This is a genomic window from Kocuria sediminis (assembly GCF_009735315.1).
Classification (GTDB): domain Bacteria; phylum Actinomycetota; class Actinomycetes; order Actinomycetales; family Micrococcaceae; genus Kocuria; species Kocuria turfanensis.
The window spans coordinates 266,557-282,086 of the sequence record NZ_WOGU01000004.1; the positions used below are offsets into that span (position 1 = coordinate 266,557).

Genomic DNA, 15,530 nt, shown 5'->3' on the forward strand with positions numbered 1-15,530 from the left:
TGCGTCACAATTTGCAGGCGTCGGCGTACCGGGGGCCTTGGTGACATGAGCTAATGCCGTCGTGAGCCCGTATCCCCGGGGTAGGTTGCCAGGCATGTGCTTTGCGGAAGCTACCAGATGGTATTGCTATGACTGCACTATCCGTCGCGGCAGGTGCCAAGAAACTGGGAAGCGATTCCAGCTCTTTGGCTCTGTGCCGCGGGCAGCGCTGAAGTGTGCCGCTTCAGTAGATGACGGTTATGAAGCCGTGCAGCGTCGGGGACAACCGGCTGGATGGTGACCCACCCCCACGGAGCACAGATACCACGCCTCCAAGGCCCACTGCGGCCGCGCAGGTTCTGGAAGCAGGTCCAAGAAAGGAGAATCGCTCATGTTTCTCATTGATGGCAAGCTGCACTGGAGCGCGTCCGACCTCACCGCCGCGGCCGGGTGCGAGTACACCATCCTGCGGACCCTTGACTACAAGCTCGGCTGGGCAGACCCCATCGAAGAAAAGAAGGATCCATTCCTGGAGCACATCGGCAGGCTCGGTGATCGCCACGAGGCTGGGTTACTGGGAAATCTGCAAATGGAACGCAACGTCGCTGTGCTCAACCACATCGATCCGCCGTACACGATGACCAAGGTTCAGGCAGCGGGCGAGGCGACGCGTGAGGCCTTTCTGGGCGAGCCCGAGGTGATCTATCAGGCGGCGTTCTTCGACGGTGAGTTCTTCGGGTACGCCGATTTCATCGAACGCGCCAACGACGGCTGGGTGGTGTGCGATGCCAAGCTTGCGCGCTCGGCCAAGCCAAAAGCTTTGCTTCAGCTCGGGGCCTACGCCCACCAGGTACAGCAAATGGGCCTGCCACTGTCCAAGACCGTGTCGCTGCTGCTGGGCAACGGCGAGCGAGCCGACTTCCGCGTCTCTGATGTGTTGCCGGTGTTCCTTGAGCGGCGTGAGCAACTCCGTCATTTGCTTGCCTCGCACCAGGCCGGAGGCGTCGCTGTCGTGTGGGGCGATGAGCGACTCGTTGCCTGCGGTAAGTGCCCGGAGTGCCATGCCTCCGCCACCGCGGTCAACGACCTCATCGGCGTGGCCGGGATGCGGATGGAGCAGCGTCGCAAGCTGCACGCGGCAGAGCCGGCCATCCGGACGATTGCCGATCTTGCGGCTGCGACATTGAGGCCGGCCAGGATGGCGCAGGCGACATTTGAGAAGCTGCGCGCGCAGGCGGGTCTGCAGTGGAAGCAGATGCAGGCTGCGGATACGCAGGTCGCGTTCGAGCTGACTGCTACCGCGTCCACGATGCTCGCCCTTCTTCCGGCTCCCTCCGAGGGTGACCTGTTCTTCGACTTCGAGGGTGACCCGCTCTACGACGAAGGCGACCTCAGCCGCGTCGGGCTCGAATACCTCTGGGGTGTCCTTGATGCCGCGGAGAAGTACACGGCGATCTGGGCGCACAGCTCAGCTGAGGAGCGCGACGCCTTCATCTCTTTCATGAATCTCGTCGCCGAGCGCCGGGCACATTATCCGGACATGCACATCTACCACTACGCCCCGTACGAGACGACCGCGCTGAAACGGCTCGCGATGCGCTACCAGACTAAGGAGAAGGCGCTCGACGACCTGCTCCGCTCCGGTGTTTTCGTCGATCTCTACGCGACGGTGCGCGGTTCAGTGCGGGTGGGGCAGCCGTCGTACAGCATCAAGAAGCTCGAGCCGCTCTACATGGGTGACCTGCTGCGCTGCGACGACGATGACGCCGTCGATGACGGCGGCGCCTCCGTGGTCGCCTACCACGAGCACCGCGAACTGCGAGTCCACGATCCCGCAGCCGCTGAGGCGCGGCTGGTGTCCCTGGCTGACTACAACCGGTACGACTGCCTCTCGACCCTCCGTCTGCGGGACTGGCTCCTCGAGCGCGCAGTGGAGGCGGGCGTTGACGACCAGATCGTCCCCCGCATAAAGAACATCCAGGGCGAGGAGCTCTCCGATGAGGATCCGCTCTTCCTCACCCTGATGGCGAAGTCCGGTCCAGTACAGCGGCACCGGCGCACGCCGGAAGAACAGGCATTTGCCGTGTTGGCGACGTCCCTCGACTACTACCGCCGCGAACACAAGCCGTATTGGTGGGAACACTACGAACGCCTCGGACACATGGTCGATGACTGGCACGACTACCGCGACGTGTACGTCGTCGAGTCGGCCACCATCATTGAGGATTGGGCGGACCCTGGGGGGCGTTCCAGGAACGCACGCCGGGTCCTCCGACTCGTCGGCGACTGGACACCGGGTAGCAAGGCCAATTCAAGGGCCCAAGTCGTCTACCCGACACCGGCACTGACTGGGTCGTTGGGGTCCGATGGAGCGCCCTACGTCGTCGCGCCTAGCTCCGCCGTCGTGAGCGACCTCGAGGACCCGCGCGTCATCCTTCTCACTGAGAGCCGAAACCCCGACGGCATTTCCAGCCACCTCCCGGCCGCGCTGGTACCCGGAACGCCGCCCAGTACCAAGAAGATCGAAGCAGCGATCAGAGAAGTCGCTTGCAAAGCCGCGGTGGCGTCGTCACTGCCCCACTGCGGCGTCCTCGACATCCTCGCGCGACGAGCGCCACGGCTTAGAGGGAATGAGGCGCTGCCCGTGACGGCTTCTACTACCGAGAGCGTCGTGGCCGCGCTTATCAGCATGAACGACTCGTATGTCGCAATCCAGGGCCCTCCCGGCACCGGTAAAACCTACACGGGAGCGCGAGTCGTAAAAGAGCTAGTCGAGAAGCACCACTGGCGCATCGGGGTCGTCGCCCAGTCCCACGCCGTGGTCGAAAACCTGCTCGCCGGCATCGTGGAGGCCGGACTTGATGCCTCTCTCGTTGGTAAGGACAAGGTCAAGAGTGAGAGACCTACCTGGACTGCGCTGAAAAACGTGCCGAAGTTTCTTTCCGAGCATGTCGCGACCGGGTGCGTCATCGGCGGGACGGTGTGGGACTTCGCCAACGAGAACACTATTGCCCGTCGCAGCTTGGACCTGCTGGTCGTAGACGAGGCAGGCCAGTTTTCACTCGCAGCAACCATTGGTGCATCCATTGCTGCGCAGCGATTGCTTCTGCTGGGTGACCCCCAGCAGCTGCCGCAGGTAAGTCAAGCGTTGCATGCCGAGCCGGTCAACGAGTCCGCTCTTGGCTGGCTCATGGACGGCCACGACACCATACCCACAAATTTCGGGTACTTCCTCGGGCAGTCCTACCGGATGCACCCCGCCCTCTGCGCGAAGGTCTCGACCCTGTCCTACGAAGGACGCCTCCATTCAGCGCCGGCCGCAGCAGGGCGCTATCTCGACGGCGTCACGCCGGGGCTCCATGTCGTGTGCCTCGACCACACCGGAAACCGCACGGAATCCGAGGAGGAGGCGGCGGAGGTCGTGGCGCAGGTCAGAACCTTTCTTGGCAAGGCCTGGACCGACCCGGACACATCGACAAGCCCAAGGCCGCTCAAGGAGTGCGACTTCCTCGTCGTCGCTCCCTACAACGCCCAGGTCGAGCTCATCCAGCGCGCACTTAAATCCGCCGATCTGAGTGACGTGCGCGTGGGCACCGTCGACAAGTTCCAAGGGCAGGAGGCGCCTGTAGCCATCGTTTCGACGACAGCATCCTCGTACGGCGACGTACCCCGCGGAATGGGCTTCCTACTCAACAGGAACCGGGTCAACGTAGCTGTCTCCCGGGCAAAATGGCGGGCGGTCCTCATCCGGTCCAAAACGCTGACCTCATTTATGCCCAGTAGCGCAGGGGGGTTTCTCGAGCTGGGCGCCTTCATCGGTCTCTGCCAGACCACGGGAAATCCAGACGAGCGTACGGAAATCGGAGAGAGCGGAAAAAACAAGGAACTAATGCATGAATAAGGGACAGTAAGCATACATTATGAAACACCGCAAATGCAGAGCATCGGCGAATCGAGGGGAAGCGGCAAGCTAAGCCCAAATACTTACCTGGATTCAGATGCACCGTCGGCCATCGTTGATTCGTCCGACTCTGCGATTGCGGCTTCCTCATCAAGGCGGTACAGCAGGCTGCACGCGACCATCAAACCCTGAAGTGCATTGCGTCGACTGAACTGGCGCGGGCTCACCGTGTGCGCCGTGGCGTTGCGGCTGAAGGTTGTTGGCACTTTGTCCCCGTCGGTGACGAAGAACTGCTGGTACGTCTGCCACAAGGGAGCGAAGGCGATGAACTGCCGGACGCTGAACTCGTCATAAGCGTCCTTCGTCCGCTTGCCCTTCCGATCGGGCGTGTACTTGGTGCGGTTCTTCCCGAAGTACGAGTTCAAAATGGCGTCCACGAGGGATCCAGCGAGCGCCTGAGCGGCCTCGGTGTGCCCTGCGTCCAGAGCGTCGAGCGCAGCCACAGCGAAGGAGATGTAGGGAGCAACCGCTCCGGAGGTGCAGCCCTCGACGGCCGTGCGGCAGTCGGCTGAGATGGTCTTCCACCGGCGACCGAGTATGTCTCGTCGCTTGCTCGCTCCATCGGCCCGGATTAACGCTTCCGCTGTAGCAGCGCGCGGCAGACCGTAGAGCGGGATGCCGTCGACCATGACAATTTGCTCGACCTCCTCAAACTGCAGACTTTCGATGCTTCGCAGGTTTGGCGGATAGAACGCAGCGTGCATCGCAGCAATCGCCGGACCGATGCCCTTGAGCCAGGTTGTCTGATGCGCGGCGAACTTGGCTGCCGACTGTGCGATGCCGAAGTCGGTGTTCCCAGTGAGCTGGGAAGCGACCAGGTTCAGGCTGGCCTGAGTCAAGTCAAGGCTTTTAAAGATGTCGCTGTTGATGACGACGAACTGCTTGTGCCAGGCCGACTGCACATCGAGGAGAGGCTTCATGGCACTGGCTACCGTAGCCTGCTGAGTCTCAGCGACCCGTGAGATGGCGGCGATGTTTTTCAGGGTGGAATCGGAAATTGTGAACGTCTGGAGCTTGGCCGTGGGAGCCAGCGACCGCTGGATGCTCTCCATGGTTCTGCGCGGAGTCATCTCTTGCTTGGGCGTGAGATCGATATGCTCCTTTGCATCGCCGATCTCCCCAATGTCGTCAGCAAGCTCCTCCATGTTCTCGTCGTCCCTCACTGCGGCAGGCTAGCTCTACTGGTCAAGGGTCCGGACCATATCAATTTGTTCCATCCGTGCGCAGATGCGGGCCGATGTATCCGATGTAGATGCGCCCTGTGCCCTGGCTGTCGTCGATGTAGTGCATGCGCGGCGAGACCATGCCGATCTGCCCCAGCTTGAAGTGTGCCTCCATGAAGGCCTGGCCATCGGCACGGACCTCTGGTGGTACTGGAAAGACCCGCTCACGCCGGTACTTATTGCGGGTCGTTTCGCTTTCTCCCCGGGCATGCTTCAGGACCGGCACGACGCGGTAGCCGGGAGTCTGTTTCCGCAGGTATTCGTCCATGCTGCCGCTGAAGGCCTGATCCTTTTTGGCCTGCAAGTAGCCGGCGCACGCGAGGAGGCATTCCCATGCGGACCGGACGACTCCGCCGGCATGGTCGATAGGTGCCAGCCCTTCGACGATGCGGGTGTCCCCGGTGAAGAAGACCCCTTGGCTTTCCAGCTCGTCCAGACGGTCCACGAGGTCTTCCATGTTTTCGGGGACCTGGGCCTCCTCGGTAACGTGGAACTCCCCGTACACCGTTTCGGCGTTCTCGTGTTTGGCTAGTTGGCTCTGGAGATACAACACCTGTTCTCGAAGCTTGTATTCGCGTGCTCCGGAGTCCGCCGCGTCTTTCTCTGCTTCTTCGGTGATCTTGACGTAGTCGGCCACATCTACGCGAAGGTCTCTGTTTTCCTCCTCAAGCACCGACAGCCTCGTCGCAATCTGTTCGGCCGCCGGTCCAAGGTTTCTCTTCAACTCCAGGGCTTCCACAACCTCGAAAAGGTGCTCATCCTCCAGCGACGGAAGCTCCAGCCACTCCTGCACCTGGGCCATGCGCTCGCGCAGGCGTCGGAGCTCGATGACCTCCAGGGATTCGGCCGGTGCGGAAGGACTCTCCGGGATGGTTGTCGAAGGGATCGGACGGAGTGTCCTGCGCGGTGTCCTGATCGATTCGAGGAGTCGCCGATTCGACTCGTGGTCGAGTCGATGGAGAGCTTCCAGCACGATTGCCGGCACCGGTGTTGTTGCCGCGACTGAACGTGCGACGTTGCCCATCAGGGTCGCAACACGTCCTGGGCGGTCTTCCACAAGACGCTGCGTGCCTAGGTATCTGTGCCGGTGCGCCGTCGATGGTTCATCCAGGTCGAGGTCTGGCAGGTAGGTGCGGAGACTCCATGCGCCCACCCGGAAAGCTGGGCCGACTGCGGTGTTAAAAGCTCGGGTAGCCTCCGGGTCGAGCAGTGCCACTCCACCGAGCCCGTACACCTGTTGGCCCCATTCGTCCATCGCGCCCTGGAACAGCTCTTCCATGTCAGCATGTGGTTCCGATCCGGCCAGCACTAAAGGAACTCGTCGCCTGCCGTCCTTCAAGGCCTCGATGAGGACGTCGATGCCTTCCCGGTCAATGAGGACGGCGTCCGACTGCATCCGCCAGGAACCGTCGTAGAGCGGGAATTGGCTTAACAGGTCCCGGGCCACTCTGGGCACCGCAACGTAGTGATCTTTGTCATTGCGGATGTCGATCCACACCCAGGGCTGGTGACCGCCGCTCACGACAAGATCAGTGGTGTAGGTGGCGAGTTGCTCTCGGCTCTTCTCGATCAGGCGGAGCCGGAATAGATCTTGCCCATCGTTGGCCCTCTCCGTCTCGGCCACAAATTGACCGTCCGCATGCACTGAGCGTTCGTTCTGCCGGACGCTGATGTCGATGTGCTTGCTGTTCAGCCACTCCTGGACCACCTTCAGCATGTCCTTGAAAGACGTCCCGGGCCGAGCAGTCAAATAGGTCCGATATACCGCGCCGGAACGGCGTTGTGCACGATGGACTCCAGCGCGAGCAACAGGGTCTGGCGAGGACTCGGTGACCTTAAGCTGCCGCCCCATGAACTTCCCCACGTGCGCAGGAGACGGCGGCTTGGCAGGCATCGGCACCTGCCGTCGCGCCGGGGCCGGCGTGGTCGACGGCACTCTTGTCCTGGATGCGCCGTGGTCGTCATGAAGCGACCTCGACTTCGGCGCACTTGGGGTGCGCGCGGGCTCGGCCGTATCCGCGGTTTGAGGGTCGGATTGGCGTGTCGACGGAGGTTTGCGCGCAACACTTGCCTGACCTGGCTGGTTATTGCCGGGGCTTCGGCGGGAAGTGTTCGTCGGTTGCGGCTTCGACCGTTCCGTGTATGAATGCTCGCCCGGCTTGGTACGCGCTGCCGGCGAAGGCGTCGGCCCAGGGGTCTTACTGGCCTTCGGAGGTACGAGCCCACCCCTGCCCCGTTGTCGCCCTATATCCGCTTCGATGGTAGCCATCTGAGAAGAGCGCCCTTGGAGCGGCCCGCCACCGGCGGTGCGGTTGGGGCTGTACGGGTTGGAGATGAAGTCGTTGATCGCTCGTAGACCTAGTGCGAAGTAACCGACTTGACGAGCCCGGGACTGGAAGCGCAGGCAGTCGTTGCGCAAGGCCTCAGCTTGGGATCGGTCGGCGCCCCATTTGGCAGCCCGATCGACTCGACGCCGAAGGTCATTAAATTCGTTGTCCAGCCGGACGAAGACATCATTGTTCATCGCGATTTTGGCACCCCATAGTACTTTTGCTTTTGCAATGAGTCTAGTTGGGTGATCCGACCGCCCAACAAGGGCGCGCCTGCTGCCCTGGATCCCTCAGCAACATCCCAGCACGTCGGCCAGGTGAGAGAACCCGAACCACCAAGTCCCACCAGTGGGGTCGCTTCGGAACGGGACAACATGGGGAACTGCCGTACGATCAGGTGACCCTGGTTGCAGTCGCCCTGGCCGTCTACCGGCAGTGACCGGTGGCGCACCCGGGCGTCATCCGGCGGACATAGAGTTTGAACGGCCCCCTACACCGCCCCTGCCGGCCCCTCGATGCAGGAAGGAACTCTCATGTCCGACCTCAAGCTGTTCCGCATCGACGGCGGTGCGGCCGTGGAGCTGCAAGGCTCTCACGTGCCGTTGGAAAAACACCTGCAGAACCTCGTGGAATCCAACATGGAGGTCATGCTGGGGGTTCATTTCTTGGCCTCTGAACACAGCACTGGACCGCGGCATCGGGGGCGGATCGACTCGCTGGGTATTGACGAGAACGGGTCTCCGGTGATCGTCGAGTACAAACGCACTCGCAACCACAACGTGATTAACCAAGGCCTGTTCTACTTGCAGTGGTTGCTGGACCACCGCGCCGACTTCCAGCAAGTGGTGCGCGAAAGCGCACACCACCACTTCACATACCTCATCGATTGGTCGGCTCCGCGACTCATCTGCGTAGCCACCGACTTCAGCCGATATGACATCGAAGCCGTGCAACTCATTGACCGGGCTATCGACCTGATCTCCTACCGCGACTTCAGCGGACAGCTACTAAGCCTGGAGTTAGTGCACAGTAACGCCACCGACTCCACTACTACCGCGGCCCGCAGGCCAACCCTCGCAGTGCCCCGCGGCCCGGCCGAGGACGAGGAGAGTGGCGAAGACATCTCCGTCGCCGAAGATTCCGACACCGGTCCGCCGATCCTGGAAAAACTCGAGCAAGCTTCCCCGCAACTGCGGGAGCTGTTCGAAGCCTTGGACGAGTACTGCGTTTTTCTGGGTAACGGAGTCAATCGCAAGGTGCTCAAGCGCTACATCGCCTTCTATCGGAGGTGGAACCTCGTGGTGCTGAAGATCCGCCCAAACGAGCGCAAAATTGTCCTGCACTTAAAAGTCAACCCGGACACCGTAGAGCTCAAAAGCGGCTTCACCCGCGATCTACGCACCACCGAGCGCCAGCCCGCCGTGGCCCTCGAGGTGACCGTCCGACGCATCGAGGACCTGAAACCGGCCTATGAACTGATCGACCGCGCCTACGACAACGGCTGAACCAAACCAGCCACCTCGCGAGCGTCGTGATACACAGGAACGCAACCCAAGGCACGGATGTACGAATCGGTCAAACTGTCACCTATTCGTACGACAGCCCCCCGCGAAAACTCGACGGAACTTCGAGACGAGGTATCCCTGGTGAACGCCCCCAACCATTTCGACCCGCCCACCGCGACCGCGATTGAGGCCGCATCGTGGACACTCGCGGCCGAGATGACGCGGCGCCACCCCGAACTGACCATCACCCGCTATCACCCCGGCGGAGGCCAATACGACTGCTTGGCCATCCGATCTGAACGCGGCGTCCACATAGACCTCAACCGAGTCGGACGGATCCACATCCTTTCGAGCCAGGGCGGAGAGACGCTGGAATGGAGGCCGGTCGAGTGGTCGACGTTCCTCGCCTCGGACCCTCGGAAGTTCATCGCTCTGCTGGAGAAGCGCGTTGGACTACCCCGGGTGAACGCTCTGCCCCCGACCACGCCGCGAGTGCTGTCGTACCGAGTGCTCGCCGCCTTCGCCCGACTTCACGCCCTCGGGATCCCAGTCGAGATCTCCATGAGCACCCTCGACACGTCCGGCATGGGTGGCGGCCGGGCCAAGTGGCTCGCCGACTACCCGACCGTGGAACGACTGACATCCGACCAACCGTTCGGCTTCTGGCACGCCAAATCGAAGGACACCGAGTTTGTCATCGAGGCCGAACCCGCAATCCTCCATCGACGAAACGGTGCAACGGTGGTCTTACCCGACAGATACAACAAGGACGCCCGCAACTTCGGGCGACTCATGGGATTCACACTCTCAACAAGCTAATCATCAGCGTCGGCGTGCCTCCTCGACCAGATTGAGAAATTGGTTTCGACGCCCACGGTCGCGAATCCGGCATCTGACACCGACGAAGTGCAGACGGCACTGTGGGCCAGTGGTCGCAGTGATTCAGACCGCTACGCTCAAGTTGGGAGCGAAGGAAAGGACCCGGCAGTGGGAGTCCACGACGGCCACATTGAGAGCCGATTCTACTGGCGCTCCATCAAGCGCGCCCCGAAGTCGAATCCGGCGGAGGAAGTGGCCTGGATCGTTCGTCGGACCGACCAACTGCTGGCCGAGGAAATTGATGCAGGCATCCCGATAGAACGCCTGGCGCGAGTGCTGGCGGTGCCTACCTCGGTGGTGCAGGAGCGAGCCGACAGACACCGCCGTCAACAGAAGACCGGAGGGGTCGTGAACATCTCCGAGCGACGCACGCTGGTGCTCCATCGTGTGCTGGCCGAGCGACTGGACGCGGCTGCCCTGGCGTCGTGGACTCCGCGCATCCTGGCCAACCTCGACCGGCTGAAGACCGGGGTACAGGGGCGACCGCACGTTCAGAACCTCACCCGGTGGCGGCGCCTCGTCGAGGCGGGTGACGTCGACGGAATCCGCGCCGTGCTCCTCTCGGTCGAGGTCGACGGGATCGAGATGCGGGAAGTCTCCCCGATGGGCGGGATCCTCTCTGAAGCCGAGCGGATGGCAGCGTTGAACTCGATTCGCCGGCCCTGACGGTGCGGACCGGTCTACTCCTTGGCCAGGCGTCGTAGCAGCCGCTCGTAGCGCTCCAGCGTCTTCGCGGTCAACTGTTGCACGCGGGCTTCGCCCGGGTTCGGCTCCTGTTCCCGGTCGTCGCCGGAAGGGTTTTCAGCGCTCACCACTGAGCTCCGAATTGGGTATGCGCCGCGGCGAGCATGCCCTCTGGATCATGCAGATGGTTTACGGGCTCGTCCTGTTCCTCGAAGTAGGCCGAAGGTGTGCACAACCACATGACCACCTCGTCGGCCGGCACCTGGTACCCCTGGATGGCGTCCAGCAGAGCGGTGATCACCGGCAGGATCTCGCCGGTGTCTGCATCGAATTGAAAGGCGGGCGGCGGTAGGTGTCCCCGTGGTGATGGCCGAGGAGGCGGCCTGCGCGGATGCGCTCGGTCTCCGCTTCCGTGGCGTCGGCGAACGCGTGCTCGGACTCGATGCGACGCCACCAGTAGCGCTCCGCATCGAGCAACCGCGCGTACTCCGGGCTCACTTCCTCGGAGCCCGCCATTTCGGTGTCAAGCACGTGCCACCTCTAGCGCTGCCAATACTTCGTCGGTTCGGCCGCGCCGGACCAGGTCGATGGGCCGAGCGCCTTCCAGGACGTCGTTGTACCCGTGCAGCCACTCCTCCGCCACCTCATGCGGCCATACCTTGCGGACGCGCGCTAGCACCATTTGCACCCGCTCCTGGTTGGCCTCGGTGTCCATGTAACCAGTGTGACCGGTGGCCGAGGCGGCCGCTACGGTCTTCGGCCCCTGCCAAGACGTGGGTGTCAGTCACCCAACCGAGTCAGCGGGGCCCGCCACGGCGATGAGGTGGTGGTCAGGAGCAGGTGTCGCATTGCCCGGACATAGGGAGCACCGTCCCGCACCCCGGGCATGTCGCCTCAGGTTCCGGTGTCCGCTTCGACGTGTTGCGCTCATCTCGGTTTAGCAGCGCGGCGTACTCGCGTGTGGGTGTCGGTCGCGCCTCTGGCGGGACGAGTGCTCCGAAGTGCCGGTAACACTTGAGCCGTTCCTGGGCTGCGACCCATTCCAGGACTTGGGGCTCTTGTGTGGGGGTAAGGCCGATCTTGGGGAGCCAGGCGCTGAAGCCGGGGCCGACCATCCCGGTCTTCTTCTGCACGACCAGCGCCGGCAGTGCCGGCAGTCCCATGGCGTCGCAGTAGTCCAGGACCATGCCCAGGACGTGTCGGATCCAGTAATCCAGCCGCTGATCGGTGCGAACGTTGGTGCGCTCAAACAGGTACGCCGCAAGTTCCCCGTAGGAGATGTAATCGCCGTAGTGAGAGGCGACGTCCTCGAGCTTCGGCACCGTCGCCTCGGCCCAGGTACGCAGTTTCCACTGGTGCGGGGTATTCCCGTGCGGAAAGCGATACGCCGACGAAGTGCTGCCCATGCCCGGTGCCTCCTGTACGTATAGGGCGTTAGGTCCCCAACCTAGCCACCCGAGAGGATCCGTGTTTGCATCGGCACACGGGTCAGGCACTGATTCAGTGCTGTGAGCGGCGAAGGATGTGCTGGAGCTCGTTGGACAGCTTCAGCAGCTCGCGCTCCTGCTGGGACCGGTATGGCACCTCTTGTTGGAGCACTTCGACGCGAATAACCCCGAGCGAACTCTGCTCCTCTTGTTTCCACAGTTCCTCCTGCGCTCCGGCGAGCGGCCGTGCGACTGCCTCCCCATCGACAGCCGGAGGTCCAACGACGATCTCAGAGCTCGATGCACTGTCGGAGCACAGCTCCCCTGCCACAATGCGACGGGCCAGAACGTCGTTGACGTCGCCGAGCAGTTGGACATCGCCGAACCAGAACTCGTGCTGCCGCGCCAACTGCACAAGCATGAGCATCCTGATCTGCAGCTGGTGGCATTCCTGAGCATCGAGTGCTTGGTCGATCGCTCTGGCCAGTGATTCCCACTGCCCCGAGCGCATGTCGGAGCGCCTCCTCAACGTATGAGTGCGCCACAAAAAGTAGGCGGCGACGACCAGCGCGAGGGAGCTCCCAACCCACGCCAGGGCATTGACGTAGTCCAGCCACCACGGCCACTGAATGACAAGAGCTTCCATCTGGACGTTCATCGAATCATCCCCTCCCGCAGACTTAACAGACCGGGGACGTCGTTGGCTGGTGTACTCCCCGCTCGTGGAGATCCTCGAGCACGGCCGACAGCCAATCCCGCTCGTTCTTCGGCAGTCCCTCGGCCGTGGCGAGGTGGGTCAGCGAACGCCAGGCCAAATGCTGCCTCGACGACGACGGGGCCACGACCGCCTCCAGCGCGGAGAACACGCGCTTGTCCCAGAGGTACAAACGGTAGAAGCGGTAGACGAAAAGGGCCGCGACAGCCCAAGACAGGGCGGTAAGGAAGGACATGAGGCGCGGGTGTGCAGCCAAGCGGTCCACCCCTTCCCAGAACTCGTCCAATGCGACGACCACCCAAGGTACGCCGGCCACGTACAGCAAAGTCATGAAAACGACCAGGGCGAATGGCACGAGTAATCCCTTGCTGACCAAGAGAAAGTGCGGCTTGCTGGATGTAGTCATCGGTGGGTGCTCCAGTCGCTCGAAGGGCGTTTGGGATAGCCGCCTGCAGGTACAGGCAACGAGAATTAAGAGATGGTTTCAATAGTTATGGCTGAGGCATTGAGCGGGGTCGGCCAGGGTGGTGATCATGGCTGCCATGGCGAGTCAGAGAGCGTCTCGGCGGCCGGTCGGCGACCAGCTCTAGGAGCTGCTGGAACCGCTGATCACACCTCCTCCACCGGCCAAGAACGGACGCACCGGGCAACCTCGGGCCGATGACCGGGCCGCGCTGGAGGGCATCCTGTTCGTGGCCGAGCACGGCATCGCCTGGAAGAAACTCCCCACCGAGCTGGGCTACGGCTCCGGGATCACCTGCTGGCGCCGGCTGCGGGCCTGGCAGGAAGCCGGGGTGTGGGAGAAGCTTCACCGCGCCGTGCTCGAGAAGCTCGGCCAGGAGGGCCAACTCGACTGGTCCCGTGCCTGTCTGGACTCGGTCAGCGTCCGGGCGAAAAAGGGGGCGAGCTGACCGGCCCGAACCCCACGGATCGCGGCAAACACGGCACCAAATACCACCTGCTGGTCACGGCCGACGGGCTGCCCTTGGCCGTGGCGATCAGCGGAGCCAACCGGCACGACTCCATGCTGGTGGAGCCGATCCTGGACGGACTGACGCCGGTCAAGGGCCCAGGACCGGGACGTCCTCGGCGGAGACCGGTCAAGCTGCACGCGGACAAGGCCGTGCGCCTTCCGCCGGGTGCGCCGCTACCTTCGCCGGCGTGGCATCACCGCTCGGATCGCCCGGATCGGGGTGGACTCCAGCGAACGCCTCGGCCGGCACCGCTGGGTCGTGGAAAGCACCATCTCCTGGTTGCTGGCCTTCCGCCGCCTGGCCATCCGCTACGACCACACTGCGCCCACCATCACCGCCGTGGCGACCCTGGCCATCACCGTCATCTGCGCCCGACGACTGCCCGGGAAGGACTATTGAAACCATCTCTAAGCTCACCCCCTTTTCGTCCGGACGCTCACCGAGTCCAGGTAGGCCTTCGACCAGTCGAGCGTCCCGTCCCGGCCGAGCTTCTCGAGCACGAGGCGGTGGAGTTTGTTCCAGACCCCGGCCTCCTGCCAGGCCCGCAGCCGGCGCCAGCAGGTGATTTCGGAGCCAAAGCCCAGCTCGATGGGCAGTATCTTCTACGCGATGCCGTGCTCGGCCACGAACAGGATGCCCTCCAGGGCGGCCCGGTCATCGGCCCGAGGTTGCCCGGTGCGTCCGTTCTTGGCCGGAGGAGGCGGTGAGATCAGTGGTTCCAGCAACTCCCACAGCTGATCACTGAGCTGTCGCCCGGAAGATCTCTGGCTCACCATGGCAGCCATGATCACCAGTGGGGCAGGCAGCGCTCAATGCCTCAGCCACGACTATTGAAACCATCTCTTAGCCCCCGATGACGACCGTGTGCAGGCCTGGCCCCGGGGCGATCGGCGCGCCGTGCAGCGTCAAGTCCCCGAGCCTAGCGGCGGGGAATCCGCCGATAAGCACCGTGGCGCTGCCCGTGGCGATCCCGTTGGGGGCGGGCGAGACGCAGACGACGCCGCCGGGGACGCCGTTGGCCACGGCCGCGGGGAGTCCGCCGATCAACACGGTCGGCACGGCGGCCACGGGCGTGATCGGCCCCCCGACGTGAGGCTTCGGCCCGTCGGTCAGCGGGCACAGTGCGGTGTCGCCGGCGCGCAGCGCGGGTCCTGTGGACACAGGAACCTCCTGTCGGTTGTGGCGCGGGTCCTGCGGTGCTGGGCTCCGGCGGCCTACCCGCCGCCCTCCGTCGGCTCGTGCTTGCCGGATACGGTCACCCTTTCAATGCACTGGCCCCCGGCAGGGCTGCCTGCGATGTCGCAGCGGACGGCCAGGACTATTTTGTCGCCCGGCTGGACGGTGAATGGCTGGACCGGCGCGGCGGTCGGGCTCGGCGCGGTCTCCTCGTCTGTTCCGCCGTCATCGGTATCCGTAGCAGGCGGCTCCAGCCCCAATTGCTCGACCGCGTCCCGTAACTTGACGTCCTGGCTGAACCTGTTCGCCATGGCTTCTCCGACGGCCTCCTCTTCCTGCGCGTTCTCCTGGACGAGGCTCTTCTCGGGCACCACCTCGGCGAGGGGTTGCTGCAGCCATAGGGTGAGCTCGCCTTGCTCGTCGATGACCATGAGGTCGAACGTTCCGGTGTCACCGACGGTCCGTTCGACGGTGACACCTGTGACGGTGAAGGGACCGGTCGCCGTCTGGTCGGGCCACGGCGGATACACGTCCGAGACCGTGTCCCCCTGCGTATCGGTGAAGGTGACCTGCAGCGGGAGAGTTGGGACCGGCTCGGGTGGGACGGACTCCGTGGGTGGGGCGCTCTCCTCCGGTGGGGCGCTCTCCTCCGGTGGGGCGCTCTCCTCCGGTGGGGC

At 63.4% G+C, this 15,530-nt stretch carries 16 protein-coding genes and 1 pseudogene; 5 read left to right on the forward strand and 12 right to left on the reverse strand.

The genetic code is table 11. The features are described from left to right. Nucleotides 1–370: 370 nt before the first annotated feature. Nucleotides 371–3,880, forward strand: a complete 3,510-nt coding sequence (locus GMA12_RS06915; protein ID WP_156268425.1) for a TM0106 family RecB-like putative nuclease — start codon at nucleotides 371–373, stop codon at nucleotides 3,878–3,880. Between the two features lie 83 nt (nucleotides 3,881–3,963). Here the strand turns inward: GMA12_RS06915 and GMA12_RS06920 are convergent, their stop codons facing one another. Both GMA12_RS06920 and GMA12_RS06925 read right to left on the reverse strand, forming a co-directional pair. Further along, entirely contained in the window at nucleotides 3,964–5,103 is a 1,140-nt protein-coding gene (locus GMA12_RS06920) for a hypothetical protein (protein WP_156268427.1), read from the reverse strand. Between the two features lie 40 nt (nucleotides 5,104–5,143). Next, a complete protein-coding gene (locus tag GMA12_RS06925; RefSeq protein WP_156268429.1) occupies nucleotides 5,144–6,880 on the reverse strand; it encodes a hypothetical protein in 1,737 nt (578 codons plus the stop codon). Between the two features lie 1,146 nt (nucleotides 6,881–8,026). Here GMA12_RS06925 and GMA12_RS06930 point away from each other — a divergent pair. The 3 genes from GMA12_RS06930 (at nucleotide 8,027) to GMA12_RS06940 (ending at nucleotide 10,543) form a co-directional block, all read left to right on the forward strand. Continuing rightward, nucleotides 8,027–8,998 (forward strand): DUF5655 domain-containing protein, encoded by a 972-nt coding sequence (locus GMA12_RS06930; protein ID WP_156268431.1) that lies wholly within the window; start codon nucleotides 8,027–8,029, stop codon nucleotides 8,996–8,998. A gap of 141 nt (nucleotides 8,999–9,139) precedes the next feature. Continuing rightward, nucleotides 9,140–9,817, forward strand: a complete 678-nt coding sequence (locus tag GMA12_RS06935) for a TY-Chap2 family putative peptide chaperone (protein ID WP_156268433.1) — start codon at nucleotides 9,140–9,142, stop codon at nucleotides 9,815–9,817. Nucleotides 9,818–9,985: 168 nt separating this feature from the next. After that, nucleotides 9,986–10,543, forward strand: coding sequence for a hypothetical protein (locus GMA12_RS06940; protein ID WP_156268435.1), 558 nt, complete (start codon nucleotides 9,986–9,988; stop codon nucleotides 10,541–10,543). Nucleotides 10,544–10,557: 14 nt separating this feature from the next. Here the strand turns inward: GMA12_RS06940 and GMA12_RS19245 are convergent, their stop codons facing one another. The 7 genes from GMA12_RS19245 to GMA12_RS06970 all read right to left on the reverse strand — a co-directional run bounded on the left by GMA12_RS19245 (nucleotide 10,558) and on the right by GMA12_RS06970 (nucleotide 13,109). Further along, nucleotides 10,558–10,689 carry a hypothetical protein gene (locus GMA12_RS19245; RefSeq protein ID WP_276607363.1) on the reverse strand — a complete coding sequence of 44 codons (132 nt, stop codon included), beginning with the start codon at nucleotides 10,687–10,689 and terminating at the stop codon, nucleotides 10,558–10,560. Further along, a complete protein-coding gene (locus GMA12_RS06945) occupies nucleotides 10,686–10,862 on the reverse strand; it encodes a hypothetical protein (RefSeq protein ID WP_156268437.1) in 177 nt (58 codons plus the stop codon). Before GMA12_RS06945 ends, GMA12_RS19245 begins: the two co-directional genes overlap by 4 nt. Then, entirely contained in the window at nucleotides 10,859–11,092 is a 234-nt protein-coding gene (locus GMA12_RS06950) for a hypothetical protein (RefSeq protein WP_156268439.1), read from the reverse strand. The genes GMA12_RS06945 and GMA12_RS06950 overlap by 4 nt, the downstream gene beginning before the upstream one ends. After that, nucleotides 11,085–11,276, reverse strand: coding sequence for a hypothetical protein (locus GMA12_RS06955; RefSeq protein WP_156268441.1), 192 nt, complete (start codon nucleotides 11,274–11,276; stop codon nucleotides 11,085–11,087). The genes GMA12_RS06950 and GMA12_RS06955 overlap by 8 nt, the downstream gene beginning before the upstream one ends. Nucleotides 11,277–11,391: 115 nt before the next feature. Beyond that, nucleotides 11,392–11,967, reverse strand: a complete 576-nt coding sequence (locus GMA12_RS06960) for a hypothetical protein (protein WP_156268443.1) — start codon at nucleotides 11,965–11,967, stop codon at nucleotides 11,392–11,394. Nucleotides 11,968–12,061: 94 nt separating this feature from the next. After that, entirely contained in the window at nucleotides 12,062–12,646 is a 585-nt protein-coding gene (locus GMA12_RS06965) for a hypothetical protein (protein ID WP_156268445.1), read from the reverse strand. Between the two features lie 22 nt (nucleotides 12,647–12,668). Beyond that, nucleotides 12,669–13,109 carry a hypothetical protein gene (locus tag GMA12_RS06970; RefSeq protein WP_156268447.1) on the reverse strand — a complete coding sequence of 147 codons (441 nt, stop codon included), beginning with the start codon at nucleotides 13,107–13,109 and terminating at the stop codon, nucleotides 12,669–12,671. Between the two features lie 187 nt (nucleotides 13,110–13,296). Between GMA12_RS06970 and GMA12_RS06975 the strand changes: the two are divergent. Further along, nucleotides 13,297–14,076, forward strand: a pseudogene (locus GMA12_RS06975) (IS5 family transposase). A 203-nt stretch (nucleotides 14,077–14,279) separates the two neighbouring features. On the opposite strand, the gene GMA12_RS19530 reads toward GMA12_RS06975, so the two are convergent. The 3 genes from GMA12_RS19530 to GMA12_RS06995 all read right to left on the reverse strand — a co-directional run. Then, nucleotides 14,280–14,453, reverse strand: coding sequence for a transposase (locus tag GMA12_RS19530; RefSeq protein ID WP_162459580.1), 174 nt, complete (start codon nucleotides 14,451–14,453; stop codon nucleotides 14,280–14,282). Between the two features lie 67 nt (nucleotides 14,454–14,520). Then, nucleotides 14,521–14,838, reverse strand: a complete 318-nt coding sequence (locus GMA12_RS06990) for a PAAR domain-containing protein (protein ID WP_162459581.1) — start codon at nucleotides 14,836–14,838, stop codon at nucleotides 14,521–14,523. Between the two features lie 53 nt (nucleotides 14,839–14,891). Then, a partial coding sequence (locus GMA12_RS06995; protein ID WP_206064647.1) for a hypothetical protein occupies nucleotides 14,892–15,530 on the reverse strand: 639 nt, incomplete at its 5' end.

Excerpts from the sequence above, each read along its gene's own strand:
- GMA12_RS06915 (WP_156268425.1), top strand. The coding sequence starts at position 371 with ATGTTTCTCATTGATGGCAAGCTGCACTGGAGCGCGTCCGACCTCACC.
- GMA12_RS06930 (WP_156268431.1), top strand. The coding sequence starts at position 8,027 with ATGTCCGACCTCAAGCTGTTCCGCATCGACGGCGGTGCGGCCGTGGAG.
- GMA12_RS06970 (WP_156268447.1), bottom strand. The coding sequence starts at position 13,109 with ATGACTACATCCAGCAAGCCGCACTTTCTCTTGGTCAGCAAGGGATTA.
- GMA12_RS06965 (WP_156268445.1), bottom strand. The coding sequence starts at position 12,646 with ATGAACGTCCAGATGGAAGCTCTTGTCATTCAGTGGCCGTGGTGGCTG.
- GMA12_RS19530 (WP_162459580.1), bottom strand. The coding sequence starts at position 14,453 with ATGGTGAGCCAGAGATCTTCCGGGCGACAGCTCAGTGATCAGCTGTGG.
- GMA12_RS06955 (WP_156268441.1), bottom strand. The coding sequence starts at position 11,276 with ATGGACACCGAGGCCAACCAGGAGCGGGTGCAAATGGTGCTAGCGCGC.
- GMA12_RS06960 (WP_156268443.1), bottom strand. The coding sequence starts at position 11,967 with ATGGGCAGCACTTCGTCGGCGTATCGCTTTCCGCACGGGAATACCCCG.
- GMA12_RS06925 (WP_156268429.1), bottom strand. The coding sequence starts at position 6,880 with ATGCTGAAGGTGGTCCAGGAGTGGCTGAACAGCAAGCACATCGACATC.